Here is a 16,622-nt window from a genome sequence, read left to right on the forward strand (position 1 = left end):
AACTAGCCATAAAAATTTATTTTAAAAGACCTTGTTTTTTCATTTGATCCATTACTTGAGCAAACATCTCTTTAGCTTGTTTGCAAGTAGCGTCTTGTTGCTCTTTTGGTAAAGAAGCTAGTTGATCCATTGATTGTTTCTTTTGATCTTCATACATTTTTACTTGTTGCTCTTGACCAGCTTGTTTGTAAGCTTCGACCATTTTGTCGATGTCTGAGAAGTAAGACTTGCAAGTATCTGTAAGATCTGCAGCGTTTAGGCTTAGTGCAAAGCCAAGAGTAGCTAAAACTAAAAGTGATTTTTTCATCTCTTTCTCCTTGTGAAAATTTAAGGAGATTATATAACTTTTTTATTTTAAATAGATTTAAATTTATTAAATTTAGCCAAGACAAGCGCCTTGGCTAAATTTTGGCTTTTTTAGCCTAAGAATTCGCGCTTAAAATACTCTTTTGGAGCTTTGCAAAGTGGGCAAGCGCCTGGAGCTTTTTTGCCTCTGTGAACGTGTCCGCACACCTCGCAAACCCAGATATCTTCTTCTTCACTCTCAAAAAAGCCCTCTTCATCAAGCATCTTTTTAAGCTCTAAATACTCCCTCTCATGCTCAACTTCAACCTTGCCGATCGCGTTAAATAGCCTCTCAACATCTCTTAGCTCTTCTTCTTTTGCGATCTTTGCAAAGTCTGGATACATCGTCGTATGCTCGTAGTTTTCGCCAGCTGCCGCATCAAGTAAATTTTTATCCATCTTATCGATCGGATCGTTCATCATCTCGTGATATTTTTTAAACTCTGCTCTTGCGTGCCATTTTTCATTTTCAGCTGCCTCGTAAAAGTGTCTGGCTATTGCGTGATAGCCTACTTCTTTGGCTAGATCGCCGTAAAGCTCATACTTGTTTCTAGCTTGTGACTCGCCAGCAAATGCCTTCATCAAATTTACCGCTGTTAAATTTTCAGTCACACATTTCATCTCTTCGCCGCAACAGGTTAGTGTACCGCCGCCAACCTTTTGCACCTCGATCTCGTTACCGCATTTTTCGCATTTGTATGTTTCGTACTGTCTCATTTTGACTCCTATTTTGATAAATTTTGAGTGGATTATAACCAAATAATTAAAATAAGTAAATAATAATTTTTATTGATAACGTATATTATTATTTTATTTTTTACACAAAATTTGTGTGAGTTTTGTTACAAATGGAGAAACTAGCAAAAGCACAGGATAAGCTACTACAAAGGCTTTTACATAAGCAATTAGCCAAATTTTTACAAAACCATCAACAAAGCCAAGGTTTAGATACGTCAGCACAAACGACATAAAAAATGCCATAAATGCTGACATTATAAACGCAAAAACATATCTATAAAATTTCGCTGGTATCATGAAATTTTACCTATCAACTCCTCTAGCCTCTTTGCATGATCAAGCGCCTTTTGCCTCATCAAAGCAAGCTTTGCCTCATCGTGCCTGCTCTGATATGATAGCCCTCCGCTATAAACATAGCCTGCAAACTCCATGCCACACATATTTGCTAGCGCCATAAGTGGCGGCAAAAACTCCTCTATCTCATAGCGCTGAAGCGCCTCTTTTTTATAAAGCTCCTCAGGCGCGCCAGAGGTAAATGAAAGCACTAGCTTTTTGCCATGTAGCTTATCTCCCTTGCTGCCGTGAGAGAAGCCATGAACTAGCACATCTTCAAGCCACTTTTGCAAAAGCGATGGCACGCCGTACCAGAAAAATGGATAAACAAGCACGATCACATCAGCCTTTACTAGCTTTTCTTGCTCGGCTTTTACATCGATAGCGTAGTTTTTATAAAGCTCGCTTAGTATGTCAAATTTAGCCTCTGGCAAGTGCTTTTTTAGCCCGCTCAAGATGATCTTATTCGCAAAAGAATTTTCAAGGTCTGTGTGACCTGATACTACTAAAATTTCACTCATTTTTGCCCCTTAAATTTACTTTCTTAAATTTACTTGCAAACAAAACTACTAGCCTTGCTCGTGTCGCCACCCACGTATGTAGCCACCTTTGGATACGCACACACCAAAAATTCCTTGCCAGCATAGGTCTTGCTCTTAGCTAGCATGCTCTTTATCCTTTTCGTTCCACAGCGCATCTATCATCTCGTTGTTTAAAATTTTCACATCTTTTAAACTCTCACATCCAGCCCTATCAAGGGCAAAAGCCGTGCTACTAACAAGTGCTAGTGCGCAAAAAAGTGAAATTTTCTTCATAACATCTCCTAAAATTTTACCTTGCTAAATGAGGTCTCATTATTAAGACCAAAGCCGTCAAATTCATCTATTAGCCCAGCTCGCTCTTTGGCGTAAGCCTTGTAGTTTTCGCTGTGGCGGTAGCTCTCAAAGCTAGCTTCATCTTTGTAAATTTCAACCAGCACCCATTTGTTTGGCGTCTCTTTTTGACTAAAGGCAAACTGCGCATAAGCGCCCTCATCTACGCTTTTTTGCATATATTTTTTGATGATCTTTTCAAATTTCGCATCGCTCTTTGCTAAAAGGCTTAAGTTTGTAATGTGAAAGTAGGCATCTTTTAGGCGCTCTGGCGTTAAATTTTTAGAAAACGCAGCCCTTTTTTTCACGCTTATAGCCTTTTTGCTAGCTAAAATTTCAGCGCTCGCGCTTGCAAATTTCTTAAAATGCGCCGAGCTTATATGCTTTTTATAAGCCGCCTCGTCCTTGTAAAACTCAAGCACGTAAAATAGCTCTGGCTTGCTCTTTGCGCTCGCAAAAAAGATCGCCTGCGTGCCTGGCTCGCTCTTTGAGCTTAGTATATTTTCCCTACCAAGCTGTCTTAGCAAACTCTTGTTATTTGGCGTTGAAAGCAGCTCATATAAGCTCACTTTTGCCTCCGCCCCAAAGGCAAACGCCGCCAAAACCGCTAGTAAAAATAGCTTTTTTATCATCAAATTTCCTTAAATTTATCTTTGCTCCACTCTTTTCATCCAAGCAAAAAGCTCGTCTAAATCGTAATCACCGCCATGTCCTTGTCCCCAGACCGCTTCGAAATCAACCTCCTTGCCAGCATTTTTAAGCGAAAGTGCGAGCATGGCAGGCACGGCAAGAGCTAAGTCGGTGTCGTTTGTGCCCTGCCTTATGCGGTAAAATTTCGCCGCCTCTTTATTTTTAGTGTAGTTCATCGCATTCATCATCTTTATGACGCTAGCCTCCGCCATCTCGCCGCCGCTTCGCTCTTTTGCAAATTTAGTAAAGTGCTTTGCAGGCGTTTTGCTATCGCCAAAAAGGTCGTTTTCAGGATTTTCTAGCGCAAGTCCGTCAAAGGCAACCACCTCTTTGGCACGTTTTAGCGAGGCGATAAAGTCTTCAAGCTTAAATGTATATCCAAGCGAGCAGCCCTGCGTGTCAAGCGTGATAAATTTAGGCGTGAGCGTGTTTTTGTCGCTGCTTTTTGTAGCGGTAAATGCCCTTGAGATGAGCGCGTTTATATACTCTTTGAAGTTGCCCTCGCCATTTTCATCAAGGCTTAGCACGTGGCCTTTGGCGTCTTTTAAATTTAGCGAGTTTAGATAAGCTGGAAATTTACTCTTTAGCTCGCGTGAAAGCTCTTTTTGCGTGGTGTTTAGCTCGCCTGTGATAGTCTTTGGCTTTTTGCTTCTGTCGTTAAAAGAGCTCGCGTCAAAGCTTGAAAAATCAATCCTCTCAAATTTATCCAAATCCCCAAACATCCACTCATACGCCTCGTCCTCATGCTCTAAATTTGTCACAGGGCAGTAGGCTGAGACGGCATAAATTTGATCGTCCACCTTTGCAGCGCCTAGCTCTTTAAGATATGGCTCATACTCTTTTGCATTTGCGCTTGTGCCAAGAAGTGCTGACATCGCGCCGCCTGCGCTCGTGCCGTTTGAGATGATCTTATTTGCGTCGCCTGGCATAAATTTGTCGTTAAATTTAAGATATCTAACGGCCGCTTTTAGATCGACTATCGCAGCTGGTGCCTTGCCGATAAATTTCTCGCCATCTTTTAGCGTCCTACCCCTAGCGCCAACGCTTGCCACGACGTAGCCTCTAAGAAGCGCTTCAAGAGTGGCATTTGGCTTTTCATTTTGAAGTTCTGGCTTTGGTGGCATTGCGCTCATGTAGCCGCCGATCGCATTTGGCATAAAGATAGCCCCTTTTTGGTCGCTAAATTTACCCTCTGGCACGTAAAAATTTAAGACCTGATAGTCGCTAGCTGGCTTTGCCACATAGACTATGCCTTCATAGGCTCTAAATTTAAGCATCCTATCGCCAACTTGCACGCTTTTTAGCTCAAACTTGCTCTCGTCAAATTTAAGTTCATTTCCAAAGCAAGTACCTACTAAACAAACCCCTAAAATAGCAACTCTAACGCCTTTCATGATCTGCCTTTTCATTTTGTCCTACTTTTTGCTTTACTAGCCTTGGCGTAGGCTACCAGGGCTTTAGCGCCTAGTTATCTTTTGGCTCGTATTTGATCGCGTAGTCAAATTTAGGACTACTTAGACCAAACTCAAAGCTATCTCTATCGACTGCGCCAACGCAGCAATGGCTATCATAAAGGCGAAGCAAAAACTCCGCCATCTGCTCACTCGTGTGGTACTTTTTAAACGCCTTGTCGTAATCGTAGCTCTCTTTGCTAGTTGCTACCATGCCAAATTCTGTTTTTGTGGCAGCTGGAGCTAGGACTTTTGCTTGCATTTTCGCCTGCTTATCTTGTGCTAGCTCATGGTAAAGTCCCTCGCTAAAGGCACTTACGAAAAATTTGCTAGCGCAGTATGTGACGGCGTTTGGCACGATCTTGTAGCCGCCTATCGAAGAGATGTTTATAAGCTGCGTATCTTTGTCTTTATATTTTTTAGTAAAGAGCGTTGAGAGCGTCACAAGAGAGATGATGTTTAAATTTATCATCTGCGTGATTTTTTCTAAATTTTGCTCGCCGACCTTGTTATAGTCGCCAAAGCCAGCGTTGTTTATAAGAGCTTTTAGCTCAAATTTTTCTAAATTACGCCAAAGCAAGAGGGCGTTTTCTTGCTTTGAAAGGTCGCAAAGTTCTATCACGACATCGACATTTGCAAATTTAGCTATCTCGCTTTTTAAATTTTCTAAAAGCTCGCCACGCCTTGCAATAAGGATCAAATTCTCCCCGCGCCTTGCAAATGCCTTTGCCGCAGCCGCTCCTATGCCTGAGCTTGCTCCAGTGATGGCGATGTATCTTTTCACTTCGCATACTCCATAGGACTATAAATTTTGACACCTTCGCTGTGGTCATCTTGCGCTACTTGCACGATCACTTTAGCGATATCAGCTGCCTTCATCGGACGATACTCGTCAAAAAAGCCTTTTGGGATAAATTTAAACGCCTTTATCGCCATGTACTCGCCAAGTCTAAATTCTTTCCTCTCAGCCTCGATAAGCGGCAGCCTAGCGATATGAAACGAGCTATATCCAAGCTCTTTTATCTTTGCTTCTGCTTGGCCTTTTGCCTTTAGATAAAACGAGCCTGACTTTCTATTTGCACCTGCAGCTGAGAGCAAGACAAAGCGTTTTGCCCCGCACTCCAAGCCAAATTTGGCAAAATTTATCGGATATGTCACATCGACTTTATAAAACTGCTCTTTGTGCTTTGCCACCTTCATCGTCGTGCCAAGTGCGCAAAAGACATCATCAGTGATAAATGGCACCTCATCTTTTAGCTCGTCAAAATTTATTACTTTTACTTCAAGCTTTTCGTGAGTAAATTCTAGTTCATGCCTAACAAGGGCGATAACCTTGCTATAATGCTCGCTCACGCATAAATTTTTTAAAATCTCACTTCCCAAAGCACCGCTAGCTCCAGCTATAAGGGCGATTTTTTTCATATCTTTCCTTTGTAAAATTTAGATAAATTCTATCTCGCTAAGGCAAAAATCTCACTTATTGCCTCTTTTGTATAAATTTGCTCCAAGCCCCTGCCCTTAGCGTAGTCATAAACTAGCGCTATGATCTCGTCTAAATTTGTCTCATCGACTCCGATTTCGATAAGGCTCGTAGGTGTGCCAATCTTACTAAACCACTCTTTTAATTTCTCTATGCCTGCGTCTGCGTCATCCACGCCAAAAATTTCTTTGCCAAAGCGTTTAAATGCCTCTAAATTTCTACTCTTATACCACTTCATCCAAGCTGGCATAACTACACTTAGCCCAGCTCCATGAGCGCAATCAACCACCGCTCCTATGGCGTGCTCGATCATGTGATTTGGATAAGAGTAGCCAGCTGTGCCAACGTAAGTTAAGCCATTTAGCGCCATCGTCGCAGCCCAAGCAAACTCACCTCTAGCGTCATAGTTTTCTGGCTCTTTTAGTAAAATTTCAGTCGTCTTCATAACGGTTTTTATGTTTGCTTCGATGTATAAATTTATGATCTCAGGCTGAATGCTCGCCGTAAAGTAGCCCTCGATGCTGTGAGCGATGATATCTGAGGCTGAATAGACCAAGTACTCCTTGCTAACGCTTGCTTGAAGCAGCGGGTTTACCACTGAGACTTTTGGGTAAAGACATACTCCGTGCATAGCAAATTTCTGTTTCGTGGCTTCGTTTGTGACGACTGAGCCGCCGTTCATCTCTGAGCCAGTTGCAGCAAGCGTCATGATGTCAAATATCATAAGCGCTTCACTTGGATCTTTACCGGTAAAAAAGTCCCAAACGTCGCCGTTATATTTAACTCCAGCAGCCACCGCCTTGGCGCTATCAAGCACCGAGCCGCCGCCTATGGCTAGAACGCTATCGACACCTTGCTTTTTAGCTAAATTTATAGCCTCATTTACCTTGCTTAGCACTGGATTTGACTTCACGCCGCCTATCTTGCAAAACTCAATGCCATTTGCACTTAGGCTCTTTGCTGCGATATCAAAAAGACCATTTTTTATGATCCTATCGCTGCCATAGATGATAAGCGTCTTTTTAACGCCAAATTCTTTCATATATCTGCCGATATTTTGCTCTTTATCTTTGCCAAATTCTATTTTTGTAGGGTTTAAAAAGCTAAAATTTTGCATAGTTTCTCCTTATTAGTTTTAATGATTATAGTTTTGCAAAGCAAAAATTTTTGTTAAAAATAATGAGTAGAAATTTAAAAATTTCTTAGTTTGATAGGAAGTTTCGAGATGATTTTTTTCGGATCAAAGCTACTTTTAGCATCAACTAAATTTCCAAAATTTTCACCTGTGCTAAGGAATTTTTGCAAATAATAATTGCCTTTATATCCAAGGTCATAAAGAATTTCAGACATCAAAGAAATATCTGCTTCATCTAAAAAATCTGCATGCATGGTTGTTCTTACTTCAAAATCAAAATTTATCTCAAGCAGATATTTTAGCGTGCTAATAAATTTTTCATATAAATTTGAGCCAGTTACGCCTGCAAATTTCTCTTTTGGTGCTTTAAAATCAAGTGCGATATAGTCAATCAGCCCTTCACCTATCGCCTCTTTTAAAATCTCAATATGAGAGCCGTTTGTATCGACCTTTAGGCAAAAATTTCTTGACTTAACCTCTTTTGCAAGTTTTAAAAACAAAGGATTTGCCGTGCATTCGCCACCGCTAAAGACGATACCATTTAGCTTGCCTATGCGGCGGTCTAAAAAGTTACAAACCTCATCCATTTCTATATTGCCATTTGAATTTACAACTTCTATATTGTAGCAATACACGCATCGCATATTACAGCCTGCAAACCAAACTACCGCAGCCACTTTGTCTGGATAATCAAGCGTAGTAAATGGCGTTATACTAAAGACTTTATGCAAATTTATGGACCTTTTGAGATTTAAAAGGCACAGAAGATTGTGCCTTTTTTATTTGAGTTTTTTATATTTTTATTGGCTGCGGTGATTATCTTTTGCAGCAACTTGCGTATTCATCAAATTTAATACGCTCTTTGTGCTCACCTTTTTTACCAAGGTTAAAGCTCTCAACTGGGCGATGATAACCCATAACACGAGTATAGACTACGCATTTTGTGCGTTTGTCTTGTACTTTTTCTAAAATTTCTTTTTCTGTCATTTCCTCTCCTTATTTGGAATTGTTTTTCTCTTTTTCTATTAATTCTGCATCGCAAAGCGGACAAAATTCATGCTCTCCAGCAATATAGCCATGTTTTGAACAAACGCTAAATACAGGCGTTATCGTGATATATGGAAGCTTATAATTTGAGATTATGCTCTTTACAAGCTCCTTGCAAGCTTTAGGCGAGCTGATCCTTTCTTTCATATAAAGGTGAAATACTGTGCCACCGGTGTATGAAGTCTGAAGATCATCTTGCAAATCAAGTGCCTCGTAAGCATCATCTGTAAAATTTGCTGGAAGCTGGGTTGAGTTTGTGTAGTAAATATTCTCCCCGCCACCTGCTTGGATGATGTCTGGATAGCGCTTTTTATCCTCTTTGGCAAAGCGGTAAGTTGTGCCTTCAGCTGGAGTCGCCTCAAGGTTATATAAATTTCCAGTCTCTTCTTGAAATGTCCTTATCTTATCGCGCAAAAACTCAACCATCTCAATAGCAAAATCACGTCCAAATTTTGTTGAGATATTCTCTTTATCATTTGTGAAATTTCTAAGAAGCTCGTTCATACCATTTATACCGATCGTACTAAAGTGGTTATTAAAGTGCTTTAGATATCTAGCCGTATAAGGATAAAGCCCTCTGTCATACATCTCTTGGATAAATTTACGCTTCTTTTCAAGTGTTGATTTAGCAAGTTCTAAAAGATAGCTAAGCCTGTTATAAAGTGCGACTTTATCGCCTTTGAAGTTGTATCCTAGGCGAGCTAAATTTATAGTGACGACGCCGATTGAGCCTGTCATCTCAGCACTACCAAAAAGACCACCACCTCGTTTTAAAAGCTCTCTTAGATCAAGTTGCAAACGGCAGCACATAGAGCGAACATGTCCTGGTTTGTAGGCTTTTTCGTTTTCTATCTTATTGCCATTTTCGTCATAAGTGTATTGTGAGCCGATAAAATTTTGAAAGTAGCTTGAGCCCATTTTGGCGGTATTTTCAAAGAGCACATCCGCCACTTCGCTATCCCAGTCAAAATCCTCTGTAATATTTACCGTTGGTATCGGAAATGTAAAAGGCTGTGAGCATTTGTCGCCAGCTGTTAAAACCTCGTAAAATGCCTTATCTATGCGTGCCATTTCAGGCTCGAAATCCTTATAAGTCATATCGATTAGTTTTTCTCTGCCACGCTCGTTTGCTTTTTTCAAAATTTTCTCGTCTTTTACGTTTGTAAAAAGGTGTATATCATCACTCGTTGGGATCTGATCTCTTAGGTCGCTTGGGCAAGTGATGTCGATAGTTACATTTGTAAATGGACTTTGTCCCCAGCGTGCAGGAACGTTTAAGTTAAAAATAAAGCTAGTGATCGCCTTTTTGATCTCAGCGTCACTTAGATCGTCTTTAAAAACATAAGGCGCAAGGTAGGTGTCAAAGCTAGAAAAAGCTTGAGCGCCAGCCCACTCGCTTTGCAAAATTCCTAAGAAATTTGCCATTTGATAAAGTGCTTCTCTAAAGTGCTTTGGCGCTTTGCTCTCGACCCTGCCACGAACGCCGTTAAAACCCTCGTTTAACAAAGCTCGCAAGCTCCAGCCAGCACAATACCCTGTAAGGCAGTCAAGGTCGTGGATGTGATAGTCGCCATTTCTGTGTGCTAGACCCTCTTCTTTGTTATAAACAGCGTCCAGCCAGTAGTTTGCGATGACCTTGCCGGCGGTGTTATTTATAAGGCCTGCGTTTGAGTAGCTCGTGTTTGAATTTGCAGAAATTCTCCAGTCGGTGCCGTTTATATATTCATTTATCGTTTGGGTTGAGTTTATATAGGTCGTGTCGGCGTTTAGGCCCAAAATTTGCTCGCGCTGAAGCTTGTGAGTGTGGCGGTAGAGCATAAAGCTCTTTAGGACGTCAAAGTAGCCGCCAGCAAATAGCTCTTTTTCGATCGCATCTTGGATGTCTTCGACTGTTATCGCGCTTGATTTTTGAAAGATATCTTGGACAACATTTGTAAAAACTTTCTCATCATAAGCTAAATTTTCGCTAGCAAATGCTTTTTTTATCGCATCTACTATCTTATATGCTACAAATTCTTGTCTTGTGCCATCTCTCTTCAAAATCTCACGCATTACTCGCTCTTTCTTCTAAATTTTTCAATATAAAGTTTAAAAGTATAGGACAAGAAAGCTTAAACAATAGATAACTATTTTATTTTGTTTAATAATATTTATCAAAAAATATAAAATTTTAGAGAGTTTTCTTAAGTATATTTATATCTAGTTTATATATTTTAAATTAAAATTTGATTATTTTTACTTAAATAATTATTTTAGTTTTAGATTTTTATATTATCTATTGCAGCAAAATAAATATATTTAATAAATAATTAATAAATAAAGAGATAATATAATATTAATTTTAACTGTTTAAAAAGGAATTTAAAATGCAAAAACAGATAAAAGAATGGCTTGTAGACAAATTTAGTATATCCCTACTTGCTCTACTTCTATTTCAAGGCTGTGGTTATAATATCCAAATCGCTCCAAATGTAACAAAATCAGCTCAAGATCATAAATTTATAGCAAAACCAGAAAATACGAAAGAATATATGATTAAATACCTGCCTGCAAATATAACCGCTGGCAAATCAGAACTCAATATAAATTATGATTTTGTTTACGCCGATCAAGAAAGTAGCACAAACTTTGACAGCATAAATATATTTAATCCACTAGTACTTTTTGGCTTTCCAATGAGCAAAGATACATTCAATATGATTGCAAATTTAAGAGTTTTCAATGAGCACGGCGAGATCAAATTTAGCTCTGCTTGTTTAAGTAATGTAAGTAGAAATATATTTAAAAACACAAATATGACCGAGCTTAGAAAAAAATGCATAGATAAAATGAGAGAAAATTTACAAATTCAATTAAACCAATCTTATGAAAAAGGAGATTTCAATGTTTTTAAGAAATAAGTTGGCGCAAATTTGCATTGCACTTTTAATGACATTTGGCCTTAGTGGATGTGGAGCAAAAGGAGTTAAATTTGGTGGCTTTGAAACACCGAAACAAGATGAGTCAATGCTTTATGTATATAGAGACAAAGGCTTTGGCGGCAGCGCCGTAACCTACGATGTAAAGGTCACCACGCAAAATCCTACTCAAACAATAGTTATCGGTACAATAAAAAATGGTGGCTTCTTAAAAGCTAATTTAAAGGCAAATGAAGAAGTTGAAGTATGGGCCAAAACCGAAGCAAAGTCTTCAGTAACGATCGAAACAAAACCGAATGAAATATACTGCGTAAAAGCTAGTGTTGGTATGGGCTTTTTTGTAGGACGACCTCATTTAAAACAAGTTGATATGCAAACTTGCCAAAAAGAGATAGAGAAAACAAATTACTCAGAGTAACAAATTTAGGTTTTAGATAATTTTAGCTCATCTAAAACCTTTTAAATTTTTTATAAATTTTCTAAATTTTAAAAAATAGAAATAAATTTAAAAGAAAAACTTCTCTCTTAAATTTACCTACTGACATCCTTCACACTCGATCGAACGGTCAGCCACGTCATTTAGCTTTTCGCTGTCTGGTGACTCAGAGCGTAGATAATAAGTTGATTTTAGTCCAAGCTCCCATGCAAGCGTGTAAATTTCACTTAGATATCCGCCGCTTGCTTTGTCTAAGCTCATGAAAATATTTAGACTTTGACCTTGGTCGATCCACTTTTGGCGGATCGCGCCTGCTTTTATAAGAATTCTTTGATCAAGCTCGTAAGCTGGCGTGTAAAACTGCCACGTATCAGGGCTTAAATTTGGCACGACATTTGGGATCATACCGCTTAGGTTGTGCTCAAACCACTTGCGTTTATAGACTGGCTCGATGGTCTGAGTAGTGCCAACAAGGATTGAGATCGAGCTAGTTGGAGCGATCGCCATTAGGTAGCCATTTCTCATGCCGTCGCGCTTGACCTTTTCTCTTAGCTTGTCCCAGTCGCAGACATTTTCGTCAAATAGCCCGCCTTTATCGTTTAAAAGCGCCTTTGCGTTCTCGTTCGCGGTGTCTATCGGCATGATGCCTTTGCTCCATTTTGAGCCTTCAAATTTTGGATAGATGCCCTTTTCTACGGCTAAATTTGAGCTAGCGTAGATCGCGTTGTAGCTTATGTTTTCCATTATGCTATCAATCAGCGCCAAATGCTCATAGCTGCCCCATTTTACGTTCTTCTCAGCTAGCATTTGCGCTTCGCCCATGACGCCAAGGCCGATCGAGCGAGAAGCTAGGTTTGTGTGTTTTACCTTTTTGTGCGGGTAGAAATTTAGATCTATAACGTTATCAAGCATCCTGATAGCTATCGGCACGACACGCTCGATGTCCTCTTTGCTGTTTATCTTGCTTAAATTTATACTTGCAAGGTTGCAAACTGCCGTTTTGCCCTCGATGCTCTCTTTTTCTACGATGAAAATTTGCTTGCCTTTTAGGCTATCAAGCGCGCTAAGCTTTTTGGCTTTTTTAGTTATGCCGCTATCTACAGTAACGTCTTCTTCTTCATCAAATAGCTCCTCACCGCCGTCTTCATAAGTGATCTTAATCTTATAGTAGTTTGGCGCTGTGTTTTGGAAAATCTCGGTGCATAAATTTGAGCTTCTGATGATGCCCTCGTGGTCGTTTGGATTTGCTTTGTTGGCATTGTCTTTAAAGCATAAAAATGGCATGCCAGTTTCAAAATAGCTAGTTAAAATTTTCTTCCAAAGCTCTTTTGCAAGGATGGTATTTTTCTGGATATTTTCGTCGTTTTCATACTCCAAGTATCTCTTCTCAAACTCCTCGCCGTAAAGGTCGCAAAGATCACTTACTTGAGCTGGGTCAAAAAGACTCCAGCGGCCATTTTCTTTGACACGCTTCATAAATAGGTCGTTTATCCAAAGTGCAGGAAAAAGCTCGTGTGCACGGCGTCTCTCCTCGCCTGAGTTTTTACGAAGATCGAGAAAATCGCTCACGTCCATATGCCAAGGCTCGATGTAAACGGCTATCGCGCCCTTTCTAGTGCCTAGCTGATCGACCGCTACTGCGATGTCATTTGTCACTTTCAAAAATGGTATGATACCGCCAGCTGCGTTTTTGTGTCCATCGATGCTACCGCCCATCGCACGCACCTTGCTCCAGTCCCAGCCGATACCGCCACCGAATTTTGAAAGTAATGCCATCTCTTTGTAGCTATCAAAAATTCCCTCAATATTATCGGGCGTACTGCCTACATAACAGCTGCTTAGCTGGTGGCGTGTAGTCCTTGCATTTGAGAGCGTCGGAGTAGCGAGCATCACTTCAAATTTAGAGATGAGGTCGTAAAATTTCTTAGCCCAGCCTTGACTGTCTAGCTCGTTTTGCGCAAGAAACATCGCAATTGCCATAAACATATGCTGTGGTAGTTCGATTGGCATGCCATTTTTATCTTTGATGAGATAGCGGTCATAAAGCGTTTTGATACCAAGGTATGCAAACTGAAGGTCACGCTCAGGCTTGATATAAGCGTTTAGATCCTCAAGATCGTACTTCTCTTTTAGTCCAGGGATGATACGGCCTACTTTTTCACCTTTTACTAGATAATCTTTTAAGTGATTGTAGCCGTTAAAGCCAGATACTTTGTGATAAAGATCGTATAAAAATAGCCTTGCAGCAACAAATGTCCAGTTTGGGCGGTCGATGTCGATCTTATCGACTGCTGTTTTTATAAGAGTCTGCTGAATTTCCTCAGTCGTGATCATATCTCTAAACTGGATTTTCGCGTCTACTTCAAGCTCGCTAAGGCTTACGTTGCTTAGTCCAAGAACTGCTTCGTTTGTGTATTTTTTGATCTTACTTATATCAAGCTCTTCTGTTCTGCCATTACGTTTTATAACTTTCAAAAATATCTCTCCATGTTAAATTTTAATTTGGGATTTTATCCAAAAGGAGATAAAAACTCTCTTTGTTTAAAAAGTGATTTTAGATATAAAATTTGACTCAAAAAATAATATTTTATTTTTAAAAATTAAAAAATTAATCTTATTTTAAAATGATTGTAAAAATTTTTGAAGCGATGTCTTGAAGCAAGAAGCATAAATTTGCTTCTTGCATTTAAATTTACTTGCCAAAAACTCTGGCGAAAATTCTATCTACGTTTTTAGTGTAGTAGTTGTAGTCAAAGCACTCTTTGATCTCATCTTTGCTAAGGCTCTTAGTTAGGTCCTCATCGTTTAGTAAATTTTGTAAAAACAGGCTGTGGCCTTGCTCGTCGATCGCTTTTTTGCCCTCTTGCAAGTCTGCCCAGACCTTCATAGCATTGCGCTGAACGATCTTATAGGCGTCCTCTCTAGAAATTCCACGCTGTGGTAGCTGTAAAAGCACGCGCTGTGAAAAGACTAGGCCGCCTGTTAAATTTAAATTTTTCATCATATTTTCTGGGTATACGACTAAATTTGCTATCAAATTTTTGATACGAACCAGCATAAAATCAGCCGTGATAAACATATCTGGCAGGATAAATCTCTCAACCGAGCTGTGGCTGATGTCGCGCTCGTGCCAAAGTGCGACGTTTTCAAGAGAAGGCGTGACGTATGAGCGTAGCACCCTGCAAAGGCCGGTGATATTTTCGCTAAGGACTGGATTGCGTTTGTGTGGCATCGCGCTTGAGCCCTTTTGCCCTGGGCTAAAGTACTCCTCCGCCTCATAAACTTCTGTCCTTTGGTAGTGCCTAATGGCAACTGCGATCTTCTCGCAAGTAGAAGCCAAGATAGCCATAGCACTCACCACGTGGGCGTAGCGGTCGCGCTGGATCACTTGATTAGAGGCTGGGGCAGCTTTTAAACCTAGCTCCTCGCAAGTTAGCTCTTCAAATTCCATAGGAGCGTGGGCTAAATTTCCCATAGCGCCTGAGAGTTTGCCGTAGCTGATCGTATCTTTTGCGTCTTTGATGAGCTTAAGCGCCCTTGCGATCTCGTCGTACCAGATGGCAAGTACAAGGCCAAAAGTTATCGGTTCGCCATGGATGCCGTGGCTTCTGCCAACCATGAGCGTGTGCTTGTGCTCATTTGCTCTGTTTTTGACCGCCTGCATGAACTCCTCTACGTCGCTGATGATGAGCTCTAAGCTCTCTTTCATCTGAAGTGCGACGGCTGTGTCGATGCAGTCGCTTGAGGTCATGCCGTAGTGCACAAACCTGCTCTCCTCGCCAAGGCTCTCGCTGACGCTTGTTAAAAATGCGATGACGTCGTGCTTTGTCGTCTTTTCTATCTCGTCGATGCGAGCCACTTCAAATTTAGCGTTTTTGCAAATTTTCTCGCAGTCGCTGTCGCTTATAAAGCCAAGCTTATTCCAAGCTTTAACGGCAGCTTTTTCTACCTTGAGCCAAGCGTCGTATTTTGCTTGTATGCTCCACTTTTCAGCCATCTCTTTGCGTGAGTATCTTTCGACCATTGTTGAACCTTTTGTGTTAGTTTGCTTTTGTCCTGAAAGTATAAATTTGGCTTTTTGAGCCAGAAATCACGTCGTGCAATTTCTCTAAATTTAAGTTTTGATTATATAAAATCCGGGCTGAAATGTCGGTTATACGCTTATAAATTTAGGCTTAAGATAGCTCGCTCGTTTTTTCAAAGGATCATTTTTGCCCTACGTAAATAAATTTATCGTCACTGCAGATCACCAAAAAGCTTACGAAATTTTACTGCAAAATGGCTTTAACATGAGCCAAACCCAGCGCCTCATAGATAAAGGTAGGCTGATATGTGGCGGTAGTGTCGTGAGTGAGAAAAATGCCATTTTGTGTGGCGATATTTTTTTGATCGACTATGAGGCGGAGCCAAAGGGACTTAAGCCGATCTTTGAGTGTGAGAGCTTTGCGGTATTTGACAAGCCAAGTGGCATGCTGAGCCATCCAAATGGTAGACACTGCGAATACTCGCTAAATGATGAAATTTATACGCTTTTTGGACGAGATGCGAGCGTGGCACATAGGCTTGATTTTGAGACGAGCGGCGTGATAGTCGTGGGCAAAGATAGAAATTCTACGATTAAACTAAAGAAAATTTTTGAAAATAGAGAGGTTTTTAAAAGCTACGTTGCGATGGTACAAGGTAAGATCGAGCGAGAATTTACGATCGATGCCAAAATGAATCTAGCAAATAACTACGACGATGTGAAAATGCGGATGCAAATTTGTGAAAATGGCAAGAGTGCTGTGACTAAAATTTTGCCGATCAGATATTTTGACGATATCGATACGACTTTACTTCGGGCTATTCCTCTCACTGGCAGGCAGCATCAAATTCGCTTACATTTGTTTCATGTGAAACACAAGATACTTGGTGAACCACTTTATGGTTTGTCACGCCTGCAGATAGAGAAAATTTTAGATAAAGAGATGAGCGAGCGTGAACGGATAAATTTAACTGGAGCAAAAAGGCTCTTGCTTCACTCGGACGAAATTTCATTTAAATTTGATGATATTTTTTACAAGATAAAGAGTAAATTTGACGCCGAAAATGAGTTTTATAAATTTGCAAAAGAAGCAAATAATTAAACTATTTAAATTTTAAAAACTCTTTCTAGTAAAAATAATCTATAAAAATTT

At 40.1% G+C, this 16,622-nt stretch carries 16 protein-coding genes and 1 pseudogene; 3 read left to right on the forward strand and 14 right to left on the reverse strand.

The window, feature by feature from the left end; translation table 11 throughout:
• Positions 1-16: 16 nt before the first annotated feature.
• The 12 genes and pseudogenes from TH67_RS08960 to TH67_RS09015 all read right to left on the reverse strand — a co-directional run bounded on the left by TH67_RS08960 (position 17) and on the right by TH67_RS09015 (position 10,143).
• Positions 17-307: a DUF5339 domain-containing protein gene (locus TH67_RS08960; protein WP_002940734.1), complete on the reverse strand. Its 291-nt coding sequence runs from the start codon at positions 305-307 to the stop codon at positions 17-19.
• Positions 308-417: 110 nt separating this feature from the next.
• The gene (locus TH67_RS08965) at positions 418-1,062 is read right to left on the reverse strand and encodes a ferritin family protein (protein ID WP_072595265.1); all 645 of its coding nucleotides are present in this window, start codon (positions 1,060-1,062) and stop codon (positions 418-420) included.
• A 93-nt stretch (positions 1,063-1,155) separates the two neighbouring features.
• The gene (locus TH67_RS08970) at positions 1,156-1,380 is read right to left on the reverse strand and encodes a DUF2798 domain-containing protein (protein WP_072595266.1); all 225 of its coding nucleotides are present in this window, start codon (positions 1,378-1,380) and stop codon (positions 1,156-1,158) included.
• Positions 1,377-1,937: an NAD(P)H-dependent oxidoreductase gene (locus TH67_RS08975; protein WP_072595267.1), complete on the reverse strand. Its 561-nt coding sequence runs from the start codon at positions 1,935-1,937 to the stop codon at positions 1,377-1,379. The genes TH67_RS08970 and TH67_RS08975 overlap by 4 nt, the downstream gene beginning before the upstream one ends.
• A 135-nt stretch (positions 1,938-2,072) precedes the next feature.
• Positions 2,073-2,231, reverse strand: a complete 159-nt coding sequence (locus tag TH67_RS10415) for a hypothetical protein (protein ID WP_180371753.1) — start codon at positions 2,229-2,231, stop codon at positions 2,073-2,075.
• A gap of 8 nt (positions 2,232-2,239) precedes the next feature.
• Positions 2,240-2,920, reverse strand: coding sequence for a putative quinol monooxygenase (locus tag TH67_RS08980; protein WP_072595268.1), 681 nt, complete (start codon positions 2,918-2,920; stop codon positions 2,240-2,242).
• A gap of 15 nt (positions 2,921-2,935) precedes the next feature.
• On the reverse strand, positions 2,936-4,372 hold the full coding sequence (locus TH67_RS08985) for a subtype B tannase (protein WP_141081779.1): 1,437 nt from the start codon (positions 4,370-4,372) through the stop codon (positions 2,936-2,938).
• A 70-nt stretch (positions 4,373-4,442) separates the two neighbouring features.
• Positions 4,443-5,213: an SDR family NAD(P)-dependent oxidoreductase gene (locus TH67_RS08990; protein ID WP_072595270.1), complete on the reverse strand. Its 771-nt coding sequence runs from the start codon at positions 5,211-5,213 to the stop codon at positions 4,443-4,445.
• Complete coding sequence (locus tag TH67_RS08995) at positions 5,210-5,851, reverse strand: NAD(P)H-binding protein (protein WP_072595271.1); 642 nt, start codon at positions 5,849-5,851, stop codon at positions 5,210-5,212. Before TH67_RS08995 ends, TH67_RS08990 begins: the two co-directional genes overlap by 4 nt.
• Positions 5,852-5,880: 29 nt before the next feature.
• On the reverse strand, positions 5,881-7,026 hold the full coding sequence (locus TH67_RS09000) for an iron-containing alcohol dehydrogenase (RefSeq protein WP_072595272.1): 1,146 nt from the start codon (positions 7,024-7,026) through the stop codon (positions 5,881-5,883).
• Positions 7,027-7,100: 74 nt separating this feature from the next.
• Positions 7,101-7,775 carry an anaerobic ribonucleoside-triphosphate reductase activating protein gene (locus TH67_RS09005; protein ID WP_072595273.1) on the reverse strand — a complete coding sequence of 225 codons (675 nt, stop codon included), beginning with the start codon at positions 7,773-7,775 and terminating at the stop codon, positions 7,101-7,103.
• Between the two features lie 85 nt (positions 7,776-7,860).
• Positions 7,861-10,143 (reverse strand): annotated as a pseudogene (locus TH67_RS09015) (ribonucleoside triphosphate reductase).
• Positions 10,144-10,457: 314 nt separating this feature from the next.
• Between TH67_RS09015 and TH67_RS09020 the strand changes: the two are divergent.
• The gene (locus tag TH67_RS09020; RefSeq protein WP_072595275.1) at positions 10,458-10,991 is read left to right on the forward strand and encodes a hypothetical protein; all 534 of its coding nucleotides are present in this window, start codon (positions 10,458-10,460) and stop codon (positions 10,989-10,991) included.
• Positions 10,975-11,427 carry a hypothetical protein gene (locus tag TH67_RS09025; protein WP_081370937.1) on the forward strand — a complete coding sequence of 151 codons (453 nt, stop codon included), beginning with the start codon at positions 10,975-10,977 and terminating at the stop codon, positions 11,425-11,427. The genes TH67_RS09020 and TH67_RS09025 overlap by 17 nt, the downstream gene beginning before the upstream one ends.
• Before the next feature lie 117 nt (positions 11,428-11,544).
• Here TH67_RS09025 and TH67_RS09030 read toward each other — a convergent pair whose 3' ends face one another.
• Positions 11,545-13,920 (reverse strand): ribonucleoside-diphosphate reductase subunit alpha, encoded by a 2,376-nt coding sequence (locus TH67_RS09030; protein WP_072595276.1) that lies wholly within the window; start codon positions 13,918-13,920, stop codon positions 11,545-11,547.
• Positions 13,921-14,137: 217 nt separating this feature from the next.
• Positions 14,138-15,469, reverse strand: coding sequence for an adenylosuccinate lyase (gene purB, locus TH67_RS09035; RefSeq protein ID WP_021085691.1), 1,332 nt, complete (start codon positions 15,467-15,469; stop codon positions 14,138-14,140).
• A gap of 187 nt (positions 15,470-15,656) precedes the next feature.
• On the opposite strand from purB, the gene TH67_RS09040 reads away from it, so the two are divergent.
• Positions 15,657-16,571 (forward strand): pseudouridine synthase family protein, encoded by a 915-nt coding sequence (locus TH67_RS09040; protein ID WP_072595277.1) that lies wholly within the window; start codon positions 15,657-15,659, stop codon positions 16,569-16,571.
• Positions 16,572-16,622: the final 51 nt, after the last annotated feature.

Origin of the sequence: Campylobacter concisus, from assembly GCF_001891085.1 — a bacterium.
In the GTDB taxonomy this organism is placed as follows: Bacteria; Campylobacterota; Campylobacteria; order Campylobacterales; family Campylobacteraceae; genus Campylobacter_A; species Campylobacter_A concisus_O.

Excerpts from the sequence above, each read along its gene's own strand:
- TH67_RS08960 (WP_002940734.1), bottom strand. The coding sequence starts at position 307 with ATGAAAAAATCACTTTTAGTTTTAGCTACTCTTGGCTTTGCACTAAGC.
- TH67_RS08965 (WP_072595265.1), bottom strand. The coding sequence starts at position 1,062 with ATGAGACAGTACGAAACATACAAATGCGAAAAATGCGGTAACGAGATC.
- TH67_RS08970 (WP_072595266.1), bottom strand. The coding sequence starts at position 1,380 with ATGATACCAGCGAAATTTTATAGATATGTTTTTGCGTTTATAATGTCA.
- TH67_RS08975 (WP_072595267.1), bottom strand. The coding sequence starts at position 1,937 with ATGAGTGAAATTTTAGTAGTATCAGGTCACACAGACCTTGAAAATTCT.
- TH67_RS10415 (WP_180371753.1), bottom strand. The coding sequence starts at position 2,231 with ATGAAGAAAATTTCACTTTTTTGCGCACTAGCACTTGTTAGTAGCACG.
- TH67_RS08980 (WP_072595268.1), bottom strand. The coding sequence starts at position 2,920 with ATGATAAAAAAGCTATTTTTACTAGCGGTTTTGGCGGCGTTTGCCTTT.
- TH67_RS08985 (WP_141081779.1), bottom strand. The coding sequence starts at position 4,372 with ATGAAAGGCGTTAGAGTTGCTATTTTAGGGGTTTGTTTAGTAGGTACT.
- TH67_RS08995 (WP_072595271.1), bottom strand. The coding sequence starts at position 5,851 with ATGAAAAAAATCGCCCTTATAGCTGGAGCTAGCGGTGCTTTGGGAAGT.
- TH67_RS09000 (WP_072595272.1), bottom strand. The coding sequence starts at position 7,026 with ATGCAAAATTTTAGCTTTTTAAACCCTACAAAAATAGAATTTGGCAAA.
- TH67_RS09020 (WP_072595275.1), top strand. The coding sequence starts at position 10,458 with ATGCAAAAACAGATAAAAGAATGGCTTGTAGACAAATTTAGTATATCC.
- TH67_RS09025 (WP_081370937.1), top strand. The coding sequence starts at position 10,975 with ATGTTTTTAAGAAATAAGTTGGCGCAAATTTGCATTGCACTTTTAATG.
- purB (WP_021085691.1), bottom strand. The coding sequence starts at position 15,469 with ATGGTCGAAAGATACTCACGCAAAGAGATGGCTGAAAAGTGGAGCATA.